Annotated in this window: 20 protein-coding genes; 11 read left to right on the top strand and 9 right to left on the bottom strand. The window is 49.7% G+C overall.

Annotated elements, in window-relative coordinates:
* The first annotated feature begins 6 nt into the window (after nucleotides 1–6).
* On the top strand, nucleotides 7–1,335 hold the full coding sequence (locus AACU19_RS08895; RefSeq protein WP_105278109.1) for a GGDEF domain-containing protein: 1,329 nt from the start codon (nucleotides 7–9) through the stop codon (nucleotides 1,333–1,335).
* 46 nt (nucleotides 1,336–1,381) lie between these two features.
* On the opposite strand, the gene rimO is transcribed toward AACU19_RS08895, so the two are convergent.
* The gene (gene rimO / locus AACU19_RS08890; protein ID WP_000049367.1) at nucleotides 1,382–2,707 is read right to left on the bottom strand and encodes a 30S ribosomal protein S12 methylthiotransferase RimO; all 1,326 of its coding nucleotides are present in this window, start codon (nucleotides 2,705–2,707) and stop codon (nucleotides 1,382–1,384) included.
* A 212-nt stretch (nucleotides 2,708–2,919) separates the two neighbouring features.
* Here rimO and bssR point away from each other — a divergent pair, with 212 nt between their 5' ends.
* Both bssR and yliI read left to right on the top strand, forming a co-directional pair.
* The gene (gene bssR / locus AACU19_RS08885) at nucleotides 2,920–3,303 is read left to right on the top strand and encodes a biofilm formation regulator BssR (RefSeq protein WP_105278108.1); all 384 of its coding nucleotides are present in this window, start codon (nucleotides 2,920–2,922) and stop codon (nucleotides 3,301–3,303) included.
* A 110-nt stretch (nucleotides 3,304–3,413) separates the two neighbouring features.
* Complete coding sequence (yliI, locus tag AACU19_RS08880) at nucleotides 3,414–4,529, top strand: aldose sugar dehydrogenase YliI (protein WP_105278107.1); 1,116 nt, start codon at nucleotides 3,414–3,416, stop codon at nucleotides 4,527–4,529.
* Here the strand turns inward: yliI and gstB are convergent.
* On the bottom strand, nucleotides 4,526–5,152 hold the full coding sequence (gstB, locus tag AACU19_RS08875; protein WP_000631897.1) for a glutathione S-transferase GstB: 627 nt from the start codon (nucleotides 5,150–5,152) through the stop codon (nucleotides 4,526–4,528). The two genes, yliI and gstB, sit on opposite strands and share 4 nt — an antisense overlap.
* A gap of 246 nt (nucleotides 5,153–5,398) precedes the next feature.
* On the opposite strand from gstB, the gene dacC reads away from it, so the two are divergent.
* Nucleotides 5,399–6,601 (top strand): serine-type D-Ala-D-Ala carboxypeptidase, encoded by a 1,203-nt coding sequence (dacC, locus tag AACU19_RS08870; protein ID WP_000195961.1) that lies wholly within the window; start codon nucleotides 5,399–5,401, stop codon nucleotides 6,599–6,601.
* A gap of 46 nt (nucleotides 6,602–6,647) precedes the next feature.
* Here dacC and deoR read toward each other — a convergent pair whose 3' ends face one another.
* Together deoR and ybjG are read right to left on the bottom strand one after the other, a co-directional pair.
* Entirely contained in the window at nucleotides 6,648–7,406 is a 759-nt protein-coding gene (deoR, locus tag AACU19_RS08865) for a DNA-binding transcriptional repressor DeoR (protein WP_000450121.1), read from the bottom strand.
* A gap of 57 nt (nucleotides 7,407–7,463) precedes the next feature.
* On the bottom strand, nucleotides 7,464–8,060 hold the full coding sequence (gene ybjG / locus AACU19_RS08860; protein WP_000892317.1) for an undecaprenyl-diphosphate phosphatase: 597 nt from the start codon (nucleotides 8,058–8,060) through the stop codon (nucleotides 7,464–7,466).
* Between the two features lie 285 nt (nucleotides 8,061–8,345).
* Between ybjG and mdfA the strand changes: the two genes are divergently transcribed.
* Nucleotides 8,346–9,578, top strand: coding sequence for a multidrug efflux MFS transporter MdfA (mdfA, locus tag AACU19_RS08855; protein ID WP_001353329.1), 1,233 nt, complete (start codon nucleotides 8,346–8,348; stop codon nucleotides 9,576–9,578).
* Nucleotides 9,579–9,618: 40 nt separating this feature from the next.
* Here mdfA and ybjH read toward each other — a convergent pair whose 3' ends face one another.
* The 3 genes from ybjH to AACU19_RS08840 form a co-directional block, all read right to left on the bottom strand.
* Nucleotides 9,619–9,903, bottom strand: a complete 285-nt coding sequence (gene ybjH / locus AACU19_RS08850; protein ID WP_000605918.1) for a protein YbjH — start codon at nucleotides 9,901–9,903, stop codon at nucleotides 9,619–9,621.
* An 85-nt stretch (nucleotides 9,904–9,988) separates the two neighbouring features.
* Nucleotides 9,989–10,804 (bottom strand): 5-amino-6-(5-phospho-D-ribitylamino)uracil phosphatase, encoded by an 816-nt coding sequence (gene ybjI, locus AACU19_RS08845; protein ID WP_001353328.1) that lies wholly within the window; start codon nucleotides 10,802–10,804, stop codon nucleotides 9,989–9,991.
* Nucleotides 10,804–12,012 carry an MFS transporter gene (locus AACU19_RS08840; RefSeq protein ID WP_000217860.1) on the bottom strand — a complete coding sequence of 403 codons (1,209 nt, stop codon included), beginning with the start codon at nucleotides 12,010–12,012 and terminating at the stop codon, nucleotides 10,804–10,806. Before AACU19_RS08840 ends, ybjI begins: the two co-directional genes overlap by 1 nt.
* Before the next feature lie 83 nt (nucleotides 12,013–12,095).
* On the opposite strand from AACU19_RS08840, the gene rcdA reads away from it, so the two are divergent.
* A complete protein-coding gene (gene rcdA / locus AACU19_RS08835) occupies nucleotides 12,096–12,632 on the top strand; it encodes a DNA-binding transcriptional regulator RcdA (protein ID WP_001295289.1) in 537 nt (178 codons plus the stop codon).
* 174 nt (nucleotides 12,633–12,806) lie between these two features.
* Here the strand turns inward: rcdA and AACU19_RS08830 are convergent, their stop codons facing one another.
* A complete protein-coding gene (locus tag AACU19_RS08830) occupies nucleotides 12,807–14,492 on the bottom strand; it encodes an aspartate:alanine antiporter (RefSeq protein ID WP_001024876.1) in 1,686 nt (561 codons plus the stop codon).
* 269 nt (nucleotides 14,493–14,761) lie between these two features.
* Between AACU19_RS08830 and AACU19_RS08825 the strand changes: the two genes are divergently transcribed.
* The gene (locus tag AACU19_RS08825; RefSeq protein WP_000681110.1) at nucleotides 14,762–15,139 is read left to right on the top strand and encodes an inner membrane protein YbjM; all 378 of its coding nucleotides are present in this window, start codon (nucleotides 14,762–14,764) and stop codon (nucleotides 15,137–15,139) included.
* A gap of 29 nt (nucleotides 15,140–15,168) precedes the next feature.
* Here AACU19_RS08825 and grxA read toward each other — a convergent pair whose 3' ends face one another.
* Entirely contained in the window at nucleotides 15,169–15,426 is a 258-nt protein-coding gene (gene grxA, locus AACU19_RS08820) for a glutaredoxin 1 (RefSeq protein WP_001195228.1), read from the bottom strand.
* Nucleotides 15,427–15,585: 159 nt separating this feature from the next.
* On the opposite strand from grxA, the gene AACU19_RS08815 reads away from it, so the two are divergent.
* From AACU19_RS08815 to AACU19_RS08800, 4 genes are all read left to right on the top strand, one after another.
* Nucleotides 15,586–15,873 (top strand): DUF1418 family protein, encoded by a 288-nt coding sequence (locus AACU19_RS08815; protein WP_001201580.1) that lies wholly within the window; start codon nucleotides 15,586–15,588, stop codon nucleotides 15,871–15,873.
* Entirely contained in the window at nucleotides 15,857–16,579 is a 723-nt protein-coding gene (gene nfsA / locus AACU19_RS08810) for a nitroreductase NfsA (RefSeq protein ID WP_000189133.1), read from the top strand. Before AACU19_RS08815 ends, nfsA begins: the two co-directional genes overlap by 17 nt.
* 60 nt (nucleotides 16,580–16,639) lie before the next feature.
* Nucleotides 16,640–17,542 (top strand): 30S ribosomal protein S6--L-glutamate ligase, encoded by a 903-nt coding sequence (rimK, locus tag AACU19_RS08805; RefSeq protein ID WP_000684325.1) that lies wholly within the window; start codon nucleotides 16,640–16,642, stop codon nucleotides 17,540–17,542.
* Nucleotides 17,543–17,629: 87 nt separating this feature from the next.
* Nucleotides 17,630–18,106: a YbjN domain-containing protein gene (locus tag AACU19_RS08800; RefSeq protein WP_000203025.1), complete on the top strand. Its 477-nt coding sequence runs from the start codon at nucleotides 17,630–17,632 to the stop codon at nucleotides 18,104–18,106.
* Nucleotides 18,107–18,426 lie beyond the last annotated feature (320 nt).

Below are 18,426 nucleotides of genomic sequence, written 5' to 3'. Positions count from 1 at the left end.
TTACGTATGTCCAGAATCAATAAGTTCGTACTTACAGTCAGTCTGCTGATTTTTATCATGATTTCAGCAGTTGCCTGCGGGATCTACACTCAAATGGTAAAGGAACGGGTGTATAGCCTGAAACAGTCCGTTATTGATACTGCTTTTGCGGTGGCAAATATTGCTGAATATCGGCGTAGCGTGGCAATTGATCTCATCAACACGCTAAATCCCACGGAGGAACAGCTGTTGGTTGGCTTGCGCACAGCTTACGCCGACTCGGTTTCACCCTCTTATTTGTACGATGTCGGTCCTTATCTGATTTCCAGTGACGAATGTATTCAGGTAAAGGAGTTCGAGAAAAATTATTGTGCAGATATTATGCAGGTTGTTAAGTATCGACATGTCAAAAATACAGGGTTTATCTCTTTTGACGGTAAAACCTTCGTCTATTACCTCTATCCGGTAACTCACAATCGCAGTCTGATATTTTTGCTTGGTCTGGAGCGTTTTTCTTTACTGTCAAAATCGCTGGCGATGGATAGCGAGAACCTGATGTTCTCTCTGTTTAAGAACGGTAAACCGGTGACCGGTGATGAATATAATGCTAAAAACGCCATCTTCACCGTTTCGGAAGCAATGGAGCACTTCGCCTATTTGCCGACCGGATTGTACGTATTTTCGTATAAAAAAGACGTTTATTTTCAGGTATGTATGTTGATTATTTTCTTTGCTGCATTGGTGGCAGTGATATCGGGTGCTAGCTGCCTTTATCTGGTGCGCAGAGTGATTAATCGTGGCATTGTGGAGAAAGAAGCCATTATTAATAACCATTTTGAACGCGTCCTGGACGGTGGGCTTTTCTTCTCGGCTGCCGATGTCAAAAAACTCTACAGTATGTATAACTCGGCGTTTCTGGACGACCTGACCAAAGCAATGGGCAGAAAATCCTTTGATGAAGATTTAAAAGCCCTGCCGGAAAAAGGGGGCTATCTGTGTCTTTTTGATGTCGATAAATTCAAAAACATTAACGACACCTTCGGTCATTTGCTGGGCGATGAAGTGTTGATGAAAGTGGTGAAAATCCTTAAATCACAAATCCCGGTAGATAAAGGTAAAGTCTACCGCTTCGGCGGTGACGAATTTGCGGTGATTTATACTGGCGGAACGCTGGAGGAGTTGCTATCGATTCTAAAAGAAATCGTCCATTTCCAGGTGGGGAGTATTAACTTGAGCACCAGTATCGGCGTAGCGCATTCAAATGAATGTACCACCGTTGAACGTTTGAAAATGCTGGCGGATGAGCGGCTGTATAAGAGTAAGAAAAACGGCAGGGCGCAGATTAGCTGGCAGTAATCATTATTAGCAGGCAGGGCAAATGATGTTGCCCTGCCTGAATTAATTAAACCCGGCTACCCCACAAATCGTACTCATCGGCGTGCTCGACTTTCACTCGCAAGATATCACCCGGCTTAACGTTAGTTTCACCATTGAGATAAACCGCGCCGTCGATTTCTGGTGCATCTGCCATGCTGCGGCCAATCGCACCTTCTTCGTCCACTTCGTCGATAATCACCAGAATTTCACGGCCCACTTTCTCCTGCAGGCGCTCGGCGGAAATCTGCTGCTGTAGCTGCATGAAACGGTTCCAGCGTTCTTCTTTCACTTCTTCCGGAACCTGGTCAGGCAGGGCATTGGCATCTGCGCCTTCAACCGGGCTGTATTTAAAGCAGCCAACGCGATCCAGACGTGCTTCTTTCAGGAAATCGAGTAGCATCTGGAAATCTTCTTCTGTCTCGCCAGGGAAGCCGACAATAAAGGTTGAGCGCAGGGTCAGTTCCGGGCAGATTTCGCGCCACTGTTTGATGCGCGCCAGTTGGCGATCTACAGAACCCGGACGCTTCATCAGTTTGAGAATGCGCGGGCTTGCGTGTTGCAACGGGATATCCAGATACGGCAGGATTTTGCCTTCCGCCATCAGTGGGATGACGTCGTCCACGTGTGGATAAGGGTAAACGTAGTGCAGACGTGTCCAGATCCCCAGTTTCGATAACTGTTCACACAGGCTGACCATGCTGGTTTTTACCGGCTCGCCGTTGTGGAAGCCAGTACGATGTTTAACATCGACGCCATAGGCGGAAGTATCCTGCGAGATCACCAGAATCTCTTTAACGCCCGCATCAACCAGTCGTTTCGCTTCACTTAACACTTCGCCAATCGGACGGCTCACCAGATCGCCGCGCATAGACGGAATAATGCAGAAGGTGCAGCGGTGGTTACAGCCTTCAGAAATTTTCAGATAGGCATAATGACGCGGCGTCAGTTTGACACCTTGTTCTGGCACCAGGCTCAGGAACGGGTTGTGTTTCGGTTTTGGCACGTAGTGATGAACGTGCTCCAGAACCTGCTCATAGCTATGAGGCCCGGTGATTTCCAGCACTTTCGGGTGGACTTCGCGGATCTGATCTTCTTTCGCCCCCAGACAACCGGTCACAATTACCTTGCCGTTTTCATTCAACGCTTCGCCAATGGCTTCCAGTGATTCTTGTACCGCGCTGTCAATAAAGCCGCAGGTATTGACGATCACCATGTCCGCATCGTCATAGCTCGGTACCACGTCATAACCTTCGGTGCGTAGTTCGGTGAGAATACGCTCTGAATCGACAAGGTTTTTCGGACAGCCAAGGGAAACAAAGCCGATTTTCGGCTGGGGAGTTACTTTGCTCATAGCTTAAAAAATATTCAGTTACAGGAAAGGTCAGGGCAGGGATTCTACAGAGTTCTGGATAAAATTTGTATCGCAATCTCATTCGCTGGCGGAGGCGAAGGAAATGTAAATTTTGTTAATTCGGCGTGAAGAATTGATCCTGGACAGCATTTTGCTCAAAAAATAGCCATACTATTTAATTGCAACAAGGCTGGAAAGAGGAGGAGCGAAGTATGTTCGTTGACAGACAGCGAATCGACCTGCTGAACCGGTTGATCGACGCACGCGTTGACCTCGCCGCATACGTGCAACTGAGGAAGGCAAAAGGATACATGTCCGTCAGCGAAAGCAATCATCTACGAGATAACTTTTTTAAACTGAATCGCGAACTGCACGATCAATCGCTGCGGTTGAATCTTCATCTGGATCAGGAAGAGTGGAGTGCTCTTCATCATGCTGAAGAAGCATTAGCGACAGCCGCAGTATGTTTGATGAGTGGGCACCATGATTGCCCGACTGTTATTACCGTCAACGCCGATAAGCTTGAAAATTGTCTGATGAGCTTAACGCTGAGTATCCAGAGCCTGCAGAAGCACGCCATGCTTGAGAAGGCCTGAAAACTAAGGGGGAGAAAGCGTCTCCCCCTTCATGTTTAAGTTTTTGTAAAAATGAATTTGTTATCTCCTCCACTGACTACGCTTTAAGCCAGAGTCAATCTGGAGGCGTTATGCAGAGACAATCCTTTTTCCTTGTGCCCCTTATCTGTCTTTCTTCTGCTCTCTGGGCAGCTCCTGCAACGGTAAATGTCGAAGTACTGCAAGACAAACTCGATCACCCTTGGGCGCTGGCCTTTTTACCCGATAATCACGGTATGTTAATCACTCTGCGCGGCGGCGAGTTGCGTCACTGGCAAGCAGGAAAAGGATTATCTGCGCCGCTTTCCGGAGTGCCGGACGTTTGGGCGCACGGGCAGGGCGGTCTGCTGGACGTGGTTTTAGCGCCTGATTTTGCCCAGTCGCGCCGCATCTGGTTAAGTTATTCCGAAGTTGGCGATGATGGCAAAGCCGGAACTGCTGTGGGTTATGGCCGCTTAAGTGATGATCTCTCAAAAGTGACCGACTTCCGCACCGTCTTTCGCCAGATGCCAAAACTGTCTACCGGCAACCATTTTGGCGGGCGGCTGGTATTCGACGGTAAAGGTTATCTTTTTATTGCTCTGGGCGAAAACAATCAGCGCCCGACGGCGCAGGATCTGGATAAATTACAGGGCAAATTGGTGCGTCTTACTGACCAGGGCGAGATCCCGGATGATAATCCTTTTGCCAGGAGATCCGATGCACGCGCCGAGATCTGGTCTTATGGTATTCGTAACCCGCAAGGAATGGCGATGAATCCGTGGAGTAATGCACTGTGGCTGAATGAACATGGCCCACGCGGTGGTGATGAAATTAATATCCCGCAAAAAGGCAAAAACTACGGCTGGCCGCTGGCAACCTGGGGAATCAATTATTCAGGCTTTAAAATACCGGAAGCGAAAGGGGAGATCGTCGCCGGGACCGAGCAACCTATTTTTTACTGGAAAGATTCGCCCGCCGTGAGCGGCATGGCCTTCTATAACAGCGATAAATTCCCCCAGTGGCAGCAAAAATTATTTATTGGCGCGCTGAAAGATAAAGATGTCATTGTGATGAGCGTCAACGGCGACAAAGTGACAGAAGATGGCCGTATTTTAACGGACAGAGGGCAGCGAATTCGTGATGTTCGTACTGGACCCGACGGTTATTTATACGTTCTCACCGACGAGTCCAGTGGGGAATTACTTAAAGTTAGCCCACGCAATTAGCTAACGGGGATCATCACCACTTTGCGCACTGCGGGGCGTTCAGTGAGTTGCTGATACCAGCGTTGCAGATTTGGACGCGGTGTCCAGGTCAGGCCAACATTAAACAAATTGTAGATGAACGGAGCGATAGCGATATCGCCCACACCAAACTCGTCGCCAGAGAACCATTTTACTTTTGCCAGTTCCGCATCGAGCAGGGCAAAAAGGGCGTCGCACTCTTTGCAACTGGCATCAATGGCGGCCTGATCGCGCTCTTCCGGTGGTGTTCTGACTAATCCCATCAGGATCCCGCGGTGGGCATTACTGAGCGTCTGGTTTGCCCAGTCCATCCATTTTTCCGCTTCTGCACGGCGTGCCGGTGAGTCGATCCACAGGCGGTTTTGCCCATACTGTGCCGCCAGATAGCGGACAATGGCATTTGATTCCCAAAGGATGAGATCACTTTCGTCGTCACGCAACAACGGCACCAGCCCGTTAGGGTTCATCGCCAGAAAATCAGCATCGTGGTTTACCCCAAACTCACGGCCCGCGAGAATTTGCTCATAAGGTAGTTCCAGTTCTTCGAGCGTCAGCAATACTTTTTTTACGTTGGTTGAATTATTCCGACCCCACAGCGTAATCATACTTACCCCTTTTCCGACAGGCAGCCACAGGCTGAACAGGACTTTGATGGTGAAGTAAAGTTAACTTTTAAGCAACAGCTGGCAAAAAAATGACGGCAGAAGCAGCGAAGCGGCAGGATATTGCATAAACTTTAAAAACTTTACCAACTTACGGTTTCTTTAAGTTTGTGTGTGCGTTATTAATCACCGAACTTATCATACGGTGATATAACGTATTTTTTTTGAATGGATACTCGGGTGGCATTTATGACGCAATACTCCTCTCTCCTTCGTGGTCTTGCAGCGGGTTCTGCATTTTTATTCCTTTTTGCCCCAACGGCATTCGCGGCGGAACAAACCGTTGAAGCGCCGAGCGTGGATGCGCGTGCATGGATTTTAATGGATTACGCCAGCGGTAAAGTGCTGGCAGAAGGCAATGCGGATGAGAAACTGGACCCCGCGAGCCTGACTAAAATCATGACCAGCTATGTGGTTGGGCAGGCGCTTAAGGCCGATAAGATTAAACTCACCGATATGGTGACGGTCGGTAAAGATGCCTGGGCGACGGGAAACCCGGCACTGCGTGGTTCGTCGGTAATGTTCCTCAAACCAGGCGATCAGGTTTCGGTGGCAGACTTGAACAAAGGCGTGATTATCCAGTCCGGTAATGACGCCTGTATTGCGCTGGCTGATTACGTTGCCGGGAGCCAGGAGTCATTTATTGGTTTGATGAATGGTTATGCCAAAAAACTGGGGCTGACCAACACGACCTTCCAGACGGTGCACGGTCTGGATGCGCCGGGGCAGTTCAGTACCGCGCGCGATATGGCATTGCTGGGTAAAGCATTGATCCACGATGTGCCAGAAGAGTACGCCATTCATAAAGAGAAAGAGTTCACCTTCAACAAAATTCGTCAGCCTAACCGTAACCGTCTGCTATGGAGCAGCAATCTGAATGTTGATGGCATGAAGACAGGAACCACGGCAGGCGCGGGATATAATCTGGTTGCTTCGGCTACCCAGGGCGATATGCGTTTAATCTCCGTAGTGCTGGGGGCGAAAACTGACCGTATCCGTTTTAATGAGTCTGAGAAATTATTGACCTGGGGTTTCCGCTTCTTTGAAACCGTGACGCCAATTAAACCTGATGCCACCTTTGTGACTCAGCGCGTCTGGTTTGGTGATAAGAGCGAAGTGAATCTCGGGGCAGGCGAAGCGGGATCCGTGACCATACCGCGTGGGCAGCTGAAAAACCTGAAAGCGAGTTATACGTTAACGGAACCGCAGCTTACCGCACCGCTGAAAAAAGGTCAGGTTGTCGGCACCATTGATTTCCAGCTTAACGGTAAATCCATTGAGCAGCGTCCGCTGATCGTGATGGAAAATGTGGAAGAGGGCGGATTCTTTGGTCGGATGTGGGATTTCGTGATGATGAAATTCCATCAGTGGTTCGGCAGCTGGTTCTCTTAATCTTCTGATAACCGGATGGCGCGAAACGTCATCCGGTTATTCGTTGTTAATACATCAACTTAATACGCTGCGTCTGCGCGTACTTCACATACTCATCTTCCGGGCAACAATCGCTCACTACAATATCAAAGCGTTTCAGGTCACCCATGCGTGCCGGACGCACCTTGCCAAATTTACTGTGGTCGACAACCAGCACATGCTTTTGCGCCATCGACATGGCCCAGTGTTTTACCGGCAACTCTTCAAGATTAAAACAGGTAGCGCCCTTACTGACATGCACCCCCGCCGCGGAATAAAAAGCGATATCCGGGCAAAAATTATTCAGCGTTTGCTGAAAATCGATGGGTTTGAAAATGGCGTTGCTGGCGTGAAATTCACCACCGCAAAGAAACGCGCGGCAATGAGGTTTCTCTTTCAGTGCCAGAAAGGTATTTAGCGAATAACAAACGGCGGTGAAAGGGATTTCATTATCAATCGCTTCAATAATCCACGGTGTGGTGGTGCCACAGTCAAAAAAGAGGGTCTGATCGGGTTCTACCAGCGTCGCAGCCAGTTTTGCCGCCCGGCGTTTTTCTTCCACCAGGCGGGATTTTTGATCGCTTAACAGGTAATGGCTGGCGCTGCGCGGTTCCAGAACAATATAGCCGCCGAGCAAAACGACGGGCGCACTGTGGTTGTTCAGATCGCGACGAATCGTCATCTCCGAAACCCCAAGCAGGGCGGCGGCGTCTTTAAGATGTAACTTATCGCTGCGTTTTAATTCTTGCAGCAGCTGCCCGATACGCTCTTCGCGACGTGTTTCCATAATCCCTCTGAATAGTTATTGAAGCGAGCCGCTCAATACTACACTTTTTAGCAGAGATCAGTCACGCACCCAGCCTTTGCGGATCGGTAATGCAAAACAGAAACGATACCACGATTGCAGACGTTGATAGAGTTTATGCCCCATCGCTTGCCAGATAATCTGAGCGCTAAGGCAGCCAATCATACCTGCCAGCAATCCACCGAGCATATCCAGCGGCCAGTGCACGCCAAGATAAACGCGCGACCAGGCAATGACAACAGCCAGTACCATTAAAAGGGAACCGGACCACAGGCGATGCCAGCATAAAAATGCCAGTGCAAAGGTGAAAATTACCGTACCATGATCGCTCGGGAATGAGTCATCCGCCGCATGATGCAGGAAGTTATAGCCGATATTCTCGACAAAGGGTCGGTCGTGCGGAAAAAGATGCCCCATCGTCCAGGACACAAACAGGCTGACCGCCAGCGCGATAGCGATTTTTATCACCAGTTGCCGTTGTGCTGTAAGCCCCCACAACCAAAGTACTGCGGCCAGCAGCGGCACCACGGTAATCAAATCTTTAGCAATAAAAATCGCCAACGAGATCATCCACGGAGCCGAGTCTGGCGTCGCGTTAATAAGAGAGAATAGAGAGAGATTCAAATTTTCCAGCATAACTTCCCGACGCAAAGTGATTAAAAGGGAGCCAATACAGGCAAGTCGTTGAGAATAAAGTGCAGGTTAAACTGGGTAAAGCGGCATCGTCTTATTTCCCTCAAGCGGCCCTGTTTACGGTGGCTGATTGTAACGAGCATAGGTTAAATAAAACTTAAAGAAAGCGTAGCTATACTCGCAATAATGTAAGAATGTGCTTAACCGAAGTTTCAGCTACAAAATTCGCTTTCTCGTTAGCTGCGCTTTTATTAAACTTTGCGCGATTATTATTGGCGAAGAAATTGCATGCAAAATAGATTAGCTTCCGGTGCCAGGCTTGGACGTCAGGCGTTACTTTTCCCTCTCTGTCTGGTGCTTTACGAATTTTCAACCTATATCGGCAACGATATGATTCAACCCGGTATGTTGGCCGTGGTGGAACAATATCAGGCGGGCATTGATTGGGTTCCTACTTCGATGACCGCGTATCTGGCGGGCGGGATGTTTTTACAGTGGCTGCTGGGACCACTGTCGGATCGTATTGGTCGCCGTCCGGTGATGCTGGCGGGAGTAGTGTGGTTTATCATCACTTGTCTGGCGATATTACTGGCGCAAAACATTGAACAATTCACGCTGTTGCGCTTCTTGCAGGGCATAAGCCTCTGTTTCATTGGCGCTGTGGGTTACGCCGCAATTCAGGAGTCCTTCGAAGAGGCGGTTTGTATCAAGATCACCGCGCTGATGGCGAACGTGGCGCTGATTGCTCCGCTACTTGGTCCGCTGGTGGGCGCGGCGTGGATCCATGTGCTGCCCTGGGAAGGGATGTTCGTCTTGTTTGCCTCATTGGCAGCGATCTCCTTTTTCGGTCTGCAACGCGCCATGCCTGAAACCGCCACGCGTATAGGCGAGAAACTGTCGCTGAAAGAACTCGGTCGTGACTATAAGCTGGTGCTGAAGAACGGTCGCTTTGTGGCAGGGGCACTGGCGCTGGGTTTTGTTAGCCTGCCGTTGCTGGCGTGGATCGCCCAGTCGCCGATTATCATCATTACCGGCGAGCAGTTGAGTAGCTATGAATATGGCTTGCTGCAAGTGCCTATTTTCGGGGCATTAATTGCGGGTAACTTGCTGCTAGCGCGTCTGACCTCGCGCCGCACCGTACGTTCGTTGATTATTATGGGCGGCTGGCCGATTATGATTGGCCTGTTGGTCGCTGCTGCGGCAACGGTTATCTCATCGCACGCGTATTTGTGGATGACCGCCGGGTTAAGTATTTATGCTTTCGGTATTGGCCTGGCGAATGCGGGATTGGTGCGATTGACCCTGTTTGCCAGCGATATGAGTAAAGGTACGGTTTCTGCGGCGATGGGAATGTTGCAAATGCTTATTTTTACCGTCGGTATTGAAATCAGCAAACATGCCTGGCTGAATGGGGGCAACGGCCTGTTTAATCTCTTCAACCTTGCCAACGGGATTTTGTGGCTGCTGCTGATGGTTATCTTTTTAAAAGATAAACAGATGGGTAATTCGCACGAAGGGTAAAAAAATGCCTGGTTGCGCAAAGCAATCAGGCATTTTCAAATTAATGGTGATGGTCATCAATCTGGTGTTCGATAACCATCCCTTCACCTACGCTGGCAAGATGGCGAACATACGGATGCGGGCGGTAAGCCGGAGCTGGCGCAGGAGCCACATAGACGGTTTGCGGCACAGTCGCGACGCTGACTGCTTGTGGAACGCTGACTGAATCAGGGACCACAACCACTTTGTATCCACTCGGCACATCGACGGTGACACTTTGCGCCATCGCCACACCAGTAAAGCCCATTAAAAGCGCGCCCAACAGTAGACAATTTCTCATAATCATTTCGCCTGAAATAATGCAGCGGGTTAATTTCTGCGAATTATGCAGCCTTCATTCAGGCTTTGTGTTGCCGGGCGTGCTACCGTTTTTATTGATCAAAAGGCGCTTCGTGTTTAAGAACTTTATCGATCACATCCAGTACACCTTCATGATTATTGGAGCCTGCCCGGTATTTTGCCGCTGCGACGACCGCGCTGCCGGCATTTTCCATCGCAAAACTAAAGCCTGCCTGACGCAGCATCTCAATATCGTTACCACCATCGCCGAAGACCACCACTTCGCTGTCGTCTATTCCCCATAATTTCTGAAGTTGGCGCAGGCCATTCGCTTTATGTACGCCGGGGATAATCAGATCGATGCTGCCGTTGCCGGTGTGGACCGGCACCATAATATCGCCGATGGTCTCATGTAATGCTTTTTGCACTTGTGGAATCAGTTCATCGGAAAGATTCAGGCCAAACTTAAAGAAGATATCTTCTAAATTATCAAAGTTATCGACGTATTCCAGACGGTGATAATACATTTCCGCCACCGTTTTCATGGCATCGTCATATTTTTTGAGGGTATAGGCGCTATTTTTTCCGCAGGCAATAATTTCCACTTCTGGGCGCGTCAGTAAATGTTCCACCACAGTAGCAAACGCATCCTTCGACAGCTCGCCATTAAAAACATCTTTGCCTTCGCTTACAACCCAACCGCCGTTTTCAGCCACAAAGGCAATTTCATTAGCAATTTCAGGGAAGAAAGAGATCAACTGATAATATTGATTCCCGCTGGCGACCACAAAGCGAATGCCTTGTGCTTTCATCTGCTGATACTGAGCCATAAACCGCTCACGGTTATAGGTTTTTTGATCGCTTAAGAAAGTACCATCCATGTCTACCGCAATTAATTTAATGCTCATCAACTATTCTCCATCGCCGTCTGCGTTTTGGTATTGGGTTTGGCGACGGCTTTCGCGACAATAGCCGCAAGAATAACCAGCGCCAGTACAACCAGCATTGCACTACGTAATCCATAATGTTCGCCGAGATAGCCCAGCAGCGGCGGCCCGACGAGGAAAGCCAGATAACCGGTCGTTGCTACCACGCTGACGCGGGTCGGTGCATCGGGGCCGGTATCGCTGGCGGCAGAAATGGTCAGCGGGAAGCCCAGCGAGGCACCCAGTCCCCAAAGTACAACAGACACCCCAGCGACCCAGGCGCTATCGACAAAAATAATCAGCCCAATACCCAACGCTCCCATCAGTGCACTGGCCCGAACCACGGCAACGCGACTATAACGGTCGATGAACCAACCGCCGGTAAAGCGTCCAACAGTCATCCCCAGGGTAAAACCGGCATAAATCAGCGAGCCGGAAGTAGGGCTAAAACCGTGACCGTCAACCATTAATAAGGGTAACCAGTCGTTGGCAGAACCTTCGGCAAAGGCCATCGCCAGAACCACGACACCAATCAGCAGCAACTGGATATCGCGATAAAAAGGTACGCCTTTTTCACCATGCTGGGTGCCATCGGCAGCATTTTTGCCCGTACCGTCAGGGATTGCCTGAATGGCGATATAAATAGGCGCGATGCCTACCAGCGCCGCCAATAAAATGTGCACCGTTGCCGGAACGCCAAAGGCCGTCAGTGCCATCCCGACACCAGCGCCTGCCAGCGTGCCCAGGCTATAAAAACCGTGCATCATCGGCAAAACCGTCTTATTCATTTCTCGCTCAACGGCGGCACCTTCAACGTTTATCGCCACTTCTGCAGAACCAAAACTTGCCCCAAAGACGCCGAGACCAACGGCAAAGAGCAGGGGCGATGTCAGCCAGAGTGCCAGACTTAATATCATCATCCCGATCAATGCGCAGGACATCGTGACCAGGATGACATTACGCGTCCCAAAGCGTTTCACTAACCACGCCGAGCAGAGAATACCGCTCATTGAACCGATCGACAGACCAAAGAGGACTCCGCCCATTTCAGCGATCGAAACAGAAAGAATATCGCGGATAGCAGGTGTACGAGTTGCCCAGGACGCCATTAACAGGCCCGGCAAAAAGAAGAACATAAACAGCGCCCAGGTTCGGCGTTTCAATGCATTACGTGAAGAATTTACGGTCATAGATCACGTCAAAATAAGAAGAGGGAAGACAACATTAGCAAGGTTGTGTACATTTGTACACAATTGCAGAGAGAGGAAATGACATGCGTCGCGCTAACGATCCGCAACGGCGAGAAAAAATCATCCAGGCCACACTGGAGGCGGTGAAACTTTACGGAATACATGCCGTTACGCACCGCAAAATCGCTACCCTTGCCGGGGTACCATTAGGATCGATGACCTACTATTTTTCAGGGATTGATGAGTTGTTGCTGGAGGCGTTCAGCAGTTTTACCGAGATCATGTCCCGGCAATATCAGGCATTTTTTAGCGATGTTAGTGATGCTCCGGGCGCATGCCAGGCTATCACCGATATGATCTACAGCTCACAGGTTGCAACGCCGGATAACATGGAGCTGATGTACCAGCTCTACGCGCTGGCTAGCCGAAAACCGCTATTAAAAACGGTAATGCAAAACTGGATGCAGCGCAGTCAGCAAACGCTCGAACAATGGTTTGAACCCGGAACCGCCCGCGCGCTTGATGCGTTTATTGAGGGGATGACGCTGCATTTTGTCACCGACCGTAAGCCGCTATCGCGCGAGGAGATTTTGAGGATGGTTGAGAGGGTTGCCGGGTAGTAGATAAATTTTAGATAACAAAAAACCCACCAACCTTGAACCAAAATGGCGGGGTTGATGGGCTCCACAAAATGGGGACATCAAAGAAAAGCAGTGGCACTAATTAAGACTGATGCCCTGCGGAAAAGTTCTGCGGTTGTGCAAAAAAATTTCATTTTCAGGGCAACTTCAGTTTTATCCTAATCCTGGCCATACCATGACGATGATTGTCCCTGCCAGCGTCAGCAGGACGTTGGCGATTGCGTAAGTGCCCGCATAGCCCAGCGCCGGGATATTACTGCGAGCTGTATCACTGATGATCTCCATTGCCGGCGCGCAGGTGCGTGCGCCCATCATTGCGCCGAACAACAGTGCGCGGTTCATTCGCAATACATAAGCACCGAACAGGAAGCAGATAACCACTGGCACCAGACTGACAATCAATCCGGCAATCAACATCTGACCGCCAATTGCGCCCAGGCCGTTATTAATACCGCTACCAGCGCTTAGTCCAACACCTGCCATAAATACCATCAAGCCGAACTCTTTCACCATACTTAACGCACCCTGCGGAATGTAACCGAATGTCGGATGGTTAGCACGCATAAAGCCCAGCATAATTCCGGCGAATAGCAAACCGGCAGCGTTCCCCATGCCGAAGCTGAATGTGCTGAACTGGAAGGTGATCATCCCGATCATCAGCCCAATAACAAAGAAGGCGCAGAATGCCAGCAAGTCAGTGACCTGGCTGTGAATCGAGATAAAGCCGATGCGATCGGCGATGGTTTTTACGCGACGGGCATCGCCGCTGACTTGTAAAACGTCACCTTTGTTAAGCACGACGTTGTCATCAATCGGCATCTCAATCTGGCTACGAATGACGCGGTTAAGGAAGCAACCGTGATCGGTCAACTTCAGTTGTGCGAGACGTTTGCCAACAGCGTTATGGTTTTTAACGACCACTTCTTCAGTGACGATACGCATGTCGAGGAGGTCGCGATCAAAAACTTCTTTGCCATTACGGAAACTGGGATCGAGTCGGGCGTGGGCGTCGGGATAGCCTACCAACGCTATTTCATCGCCCATTTGCAGCACGGCATCACCGTCTGGATTTGCCAGAATCCCGTTACGCCGAATACGTTCAATGTAACAGCCAGTTTGTCGATAAATACCCAGTTCACGCAGATTTTTGCCGTCGGTCCAGGCTACCAGCTCCGGGCCGACGCGGTAGGCGCGGATCACCGGCAAATAAACCTTACGGTTGGCATCTGTGTCCAGGCCACGTTCGCGGGCGATTTGCTGGGCGCTGGTCTGTAAGTCCTGATGCTGCAATTTCGGCAAGTAACGCGCACCAACAATCAAACTCACCAGACCAATTAAATAGGTTAAGGCATACCCGAGGCTCAGATTATCCAGTGCCAGTGAGAGCTGCCTGCTTTCCATGCCGGAATGACGCAGTGTATCGCCAGCACCGACCAGAACCGGTGTCGAGGTCATAGAGCCTGCTAACATACCGGCCGTCAGGCCAATATCCCAGCCAAACAGCTTACCTAACCCTAAGGCGATCACCAGCGCACTGCCAACCATCACCAGTGCTAACATTAGGTAATTTTTCCCATCGCGAAAAAAAATGGAAAAAAAGTTCGGTCCAGCTTCGACCCCGACGCAGAAAATAAACAGCATAAAGCCAAGATTAAGCGCGTCGGTGTTAATGCTGAAATGTTGTTGGCCTAATAACAGCGATACGACTAAAACGCCAATGGAATTACCCAGTTGGATCGAACCAAGCCGTAATTTTCCGAGACATAGCCCAAGCGCGAGGACCACAAATAATAACAGAATGTAATTCCCATTTAACAATTCGGCGACGTTTATATTCACGGAGGCTAACTTCTTGTTTACTAGTAAGCTGTTGAAAGAAATGGTAATTTACGATAATGTTTTTTACCAGAATTCAGGGCGCAGATTCATTCAGCGCACCTAAACGATAGTAAAGTAACAATATATTTTACTAGTGTAATCACATTAGGTATCAACGGCTATATGAATTGCGTTGGCCTATATTAGCATGGAATGCGAAGCGGCTTTATCTTACTGAACGCCACACTGGCGAAAAATGTGTTCGATAGACGCAGTGTCAGGAGGAACGAGTGAAACATAAACAACGTTGGGCGGGGGCAATCTGCTGTTTTGTCCTCTTCATTGTGGTGTGCCTTTTTCTGGCGACGCACATGAAAGGCGCTTTTCGGGCTGCCGGGCATCCTGAAATTGGCTTGCTGTTTTTCATTCTTCCTGGAGCGGTTGCCAGCTTCTTTTCACAGCGTAGAGAAGTCCTGAAACCTCTATTTGGCGCAATGCTGGCGGCACCCTGTTCGATGCTCATAATGCGGCTGTTTTTTTCACCAACGCGCTCATTCTGGCAAGAGCTGGCATGGTTATTAAGTGCGGTGTTCTGGTGTGCGTTGGGGGCATTGTGTTTCTTATTTATCAGCAGTTTGTTTAAATCACAGCACAGAAAAAATCAATGAAGCCCTCAACACGAGGGCTTATCAGACGATCAGACGTCCAGATTCTCTTTCACCCATGCAGCAAAATCGGTATAGCCGCCGATATGTTGCTGATCGACAAAAATTTGCGGCACGGTTTCTACGGGTTTACCTGCCTTTTGTTGTAGATCTTCTTTAGTGATCCCTTCCGCACGAATATCTATATACTGATACTGAAAATCATCGCGTTCATTGCTCAACTTCTCAGCCAGATCTTTTGCGCGCACACAGTAAGGGCAACCCGGACGACCAAAAATAACGGTTTGCATTGTTTCTCTCCTCATAGACTTATGCCTGTAATGATCACGCTAAAATGTATTCGCTGAAAGTAGGTTTAACCTGTTGCATTAATTGCTAAAAGCTATAACTGTTAAACACAGTACAGTGAAAAGTTTTAGACTGAAGGCTCACTTTGCAGAGGGAAGCGTATGCGCGCGATCGGTAAATTGCCTAAAAGCGTGTTGATACTGGAATTTATCGGAATGATGTTGCTGGCGGTGGCGCTGCTGTCGGTAAGCGGCTCCCTGTCGCTGCCTGAGCCATTTTCTCGGCCAGAGGTGCAGATTCTGATGATTTTTCTCGGTGTTTTGCTCATGCTTCCCGCTGCGGTGGTGGTTATTCTTCAGGTGGCAAAACGTCTTGCCCCACAGCTGATGAACCGTCCACCGCAATATTCACGTTCAGAAAGAGAAAAAGATAATGACGCCAACCATTGAACTTATTTGTGGCCATCGCTCCATTCGCCATTTCACTGATGAACCCATTTCCGAAGCGCAGCGTGAGGCGATTATTAACAGCGCCCGTGCGACGTCCAGTTCCAGTTTTTTGCAGTGCAGTAGCATTATTCGCATTACCGACAAAGCGTTACGTGATGAACTGGTGACGCTGACCGGCGGGCAAAAACACGTAGCGAAAGCGGCGGAGTTTTGGGTGTTCTGTGCCGACTTTAACCGCCATTTACAGATCTGTCCGGATGCACAACTTGGCCTGGCGGAACAACTGTTGCTCGGTGTCGTTGATACGGCAATGATGGCGCAGAATGCGTTAACCGCAGCGGAATCGCTGGGATTGGGCGGGGTATATATCGGCGGCCTGCGCAATAATATTGAAGCGGTGACGGAACTGCTGAAATTACCGCAGCATGTTCTGCCGCTGTTTGGGCTGTGCCTTGGCTGGCCTGCGGATAATCCGGATCTTAAGCCGCGTTTACCGGCTTCCATTTTGGTGCATGAAAACAGCTATCAACCGCTGGATAAAGACGCACTGGCGCAGTATGACGAGCAGCTGGCGGAATATTACCTCACCCGTGGCAGCAATAATCGCCGGGATACCTGGAGCGATCATATCCGCCGAACAATCATTAAAGAAAGCCGCCCATTTATACTGGATTATTTGCACAAACAGGGTTGGGCTACGCGCTAAAACCGCCACGCCGATGTATGATACGCGGGCTTTTGACCAGGTCTGACAGAGAGGTGCAGGGTGAAAATTGCCATATTGTCCCGGGATGGAACGCTCTATTCGTGTAAGCGGCTGCGTGAAGCCGCTATACAGCGTGGTCACCTGGTTGAAATTCTTGATCCGCTTTCTTGCTACATGAACATAAATCCTGCGGCGTCTTCTATTCACTACAAAGGCCGCAAGTTACCCCATTTTGACGCAGTGATCCCGCGTATTGGCACCGCCATTACCTTTTATGGGACGGCGGCACTGCGCCAGTTCGAGATGCTGGGGAGCTATCCGCTCAATGAGTCGGTCGCCATTGCCCGGGCGCGTGACAAATTGCGTTCCATGCAACTGCTGGCGCGTCAGGGCATCGACCTGCCTGTCACGGGCATTGCGCATTCGCCGGATGATACCAGCGATTTAATCGACATGGTCGGTGGTGCGCCGCTGGTGGTTAAGCTGGTTGAAGGTACGCAGGGAATTGGTGTCGTGCTGGCGGAGACGCGTCAGGCGGCGGAAAGCGTGATTGACGCTTTCCGCGGTCTGAACGCGCATATTTTGGTGCAGGAATATATCAAAGAGGCGCAAGGGTGCGATATCCGCTGTCTGGTTGTTGGCGATGAAGTGGTCGCTGCGATTGAACGGCGGGCGAAAGAGGGCGATTTTCGTTCCAATTTGCATCGTGGAGGCGCGGCAAGCGTCGCCAGTATCACACCACAGGAGCGTGAAATCGCGATAAAAGCCGCGCGAACGATGGCGCTGGACGTTGCTGGTGTGGATATTCTGCGTGCTAATCGCGGGCCATTGGTGATGGAGGTGAATGCGTCGCCGGGGCTGGAAGGAATAGAAAAAACCACCGGTATCGACATCGCGAGTAAAATGATCCGTTGGATCGAACGCCACGCCACGACAGAATATTGCCTGAAAACGGGTGGTTAGTCGCAATCACATTACTGATCATGGTTTTGCCTGCGCTTTTTGCGTAAGCTGTGCCGGTCTTTTTATCGGAAGAGGTTGTACAAAATTATGACATCGCTGGTCGTTCCTGGTCTGGATACGTTGCGTCAATGGCTCGATGACCTGGGGATGAGTTTTTTTGAATGTGATAACTGTCAGGCTCTGCATCTGCCCCATATGCAGAATTTCGACGGTGTCTTTGATGCCAAAATCGATCTGATCGATAACACGATCCTGTTTTCTGCCATGGCGGAAGTCCGACCTTCAGCCGTATTGCCGCTGGCGGCGGATTTATCAGCCATCAATGCCAGTTCGCTGACCGTGAAAGCATTTCTTGATATGCAGGATGATAATCTGCCAAAGCTGGTGGTTTGCCAGTCTTTATCCGTTATGCAGGGCGTAACCTATGAGCAGTTTGCATGGTTCGTGCGTCAGAGCGAAGAGCAGATTTCGATGGTCATTCTTGAAGCTAATGCCCATCAACTGCTGTTACCGACTGACGATGAAGGGCAAAACAACGTTACCGAAAACTATTTCCTCCACTGATAACTCCTTTCGAGTACGCAGTCGCTGCCGCAGTGACTGCGTGCTGCAAAATTATCTGCTGTTTTTAACCTTTTCTTAAAGATTATTTCACTTCCCTTGTGCCGATTTGGCTTTATCACATAGAGCAAATACGCATAAAAATTTGTTAAATACCGTTTTTTAATCCGAGCTATAGTCTCAAACCCTGGCTAAAGTTATTCTTGCGATGCTTTTATATAGCGAGCAGTGCTGGCCGGGAGAGAGTTCTCTTTTCTTACACCGAGCCGATAAAAAATATGCACGAATATTGCATATCTTTCAGTGTGACAACTTTTGTTCGT

The organism is Escherichia sp. MOD1-EC4550, from assembly GCF_963876935.1.
In the GTDB taxonomy this organism is placed as follows: Bacteria; Pseudomonadota; Gammaproteobacteria; order Enterobacterales; family Enterobacteriaceae; genus Escherichia; species Escherichia coli_F.
The sequence above is the reverse complement of the archived record's forward strand: the minus strand, read 5'-3'. Positions and strand labels throughout refer to the sequence as shown.

What these genes read in the sequence shown, in the direction of transcription:
- AACU19_RS08895 (WP_105278109.1), top strand. Translation starts at nt 7, where the DNA reads ATGTCCAGAATCAATAAGTTCGTACTTACAGTCAGTCTGCTGATTTTT.
- rimO (WP_000049367.1), bottom strand. Translation starts at nt 2,707, where the DNA reads ATGAGCAAAGTAACTCCCCAGCCGAAAATCGGCTTTGTTTCCCTTGGC.
- bssR (WP_105278108.1), top strand. Translation starts at nt 2,920, where the DNA reads ATGTTCGTTGACAGACAGCGAATCGACCTGCTGAACCGGTTGATCGAC.
- yliI (WP_105278107.1), top strand. Translation starts at nt 3,414, where the DNA reads ATGCAGAGACAATCCTTTTTCCTTGTGCCCCTTATCTGTCTTTCTTCT.
- gstB (WP_000631897.1), bottom strand. Translation starts at nt 5,152, where the DNA reads ATGATTACGCTGTGGGGTCGGAATAATTCAACCAACGTAAAAAAAGTA.
- dacC (WP_000195961.1), top strand. Translation starts at nt 5,399, where the DNA reads ATGACGCAATACTCCTCTCTCCTTCGTGGTCTTGCAGCGGGTTCTGCA.
- deoR (WP_000450121.1), bottom strand. Translation starts at nt 7,406, where the DNA reads ATGGAAACACGTCGCGAAGAGCGTATCGGGCAGCTGCTGCAAGAATTA.
- ybjG (WP_000892317.1), bottom strand. Translation starts at nt 8,060, where the DNA reads ATGCTGGAAAATTTGAATCTCTCTCTATTCTCTCTTATTAACGCGACG.
- mdfA (WP_001353329.1), top strand. Translation starts at nt 8,346, where the DNA reads ATGCAAAATAGATTAGCTTCCGGTGCCAGGCTTGGACGTCAGGCGTTA.
- ybjH (WP_000605918.1), bottom strand. Translation starts at nt 9,903, where the DNA reads ATGATTATGAGAAATTGTCTACTGTTGGGCGCGCTTTTAATGGGCTTT.
- ybjI (WP_001353328.1), bottom strand. Translation starts at nt 10,804, where the DNA reads ATGAGCATTAAATTAATTGCGGTAGACATGGATGGTACTTTCTTAAGC.
- AACU19_RS08840 (WP_000217860.1), bottom strand. Translation starts at nt 12,012, where the DNA reads ATGACCGTAAATTCTTCACGTAATGCATTGAAACGCCGAACCTGGGCG.
- rcdA (WP_001295289.1), top strand. Translation starts at nt 12,096, where the DNA reads ATGCGTCGCGCTAACGATCCGCAACGGCGAGAAAAAATCATCCAGGCC.
- grxA (WP_001195228.1), bottom strand. Translation starts at nt 15,426, where the DNA reads ATGCAAACCGTTATTTTTGGTCGTCCGGGTTGCCCTTACTGTGTGCGC.
- AACU19_RS08815 (WP_001201580.1), top strand. Translation starts at nt 15,586, where the DNA reads ATGCGCGCGATCGGTAAATTGCCTAAAAGCGTGTTGATACTGGAATTT.
- nfsA (WP_000189133.1), top strand. Translation starts at nt 15,857, where the DNA reads ATGACGCCAACCATTGAACTTATTTGTGGCCATCGCTCCATTCGCCAT.
- AACU19_RS08800 (WP_000203025.1), top strand. Translation starts at nt 17,630, where the DNA reads ATGACATCGCTGGTCGTTCCTGGTCTGGATACGTTGCGTCAATGGCTC.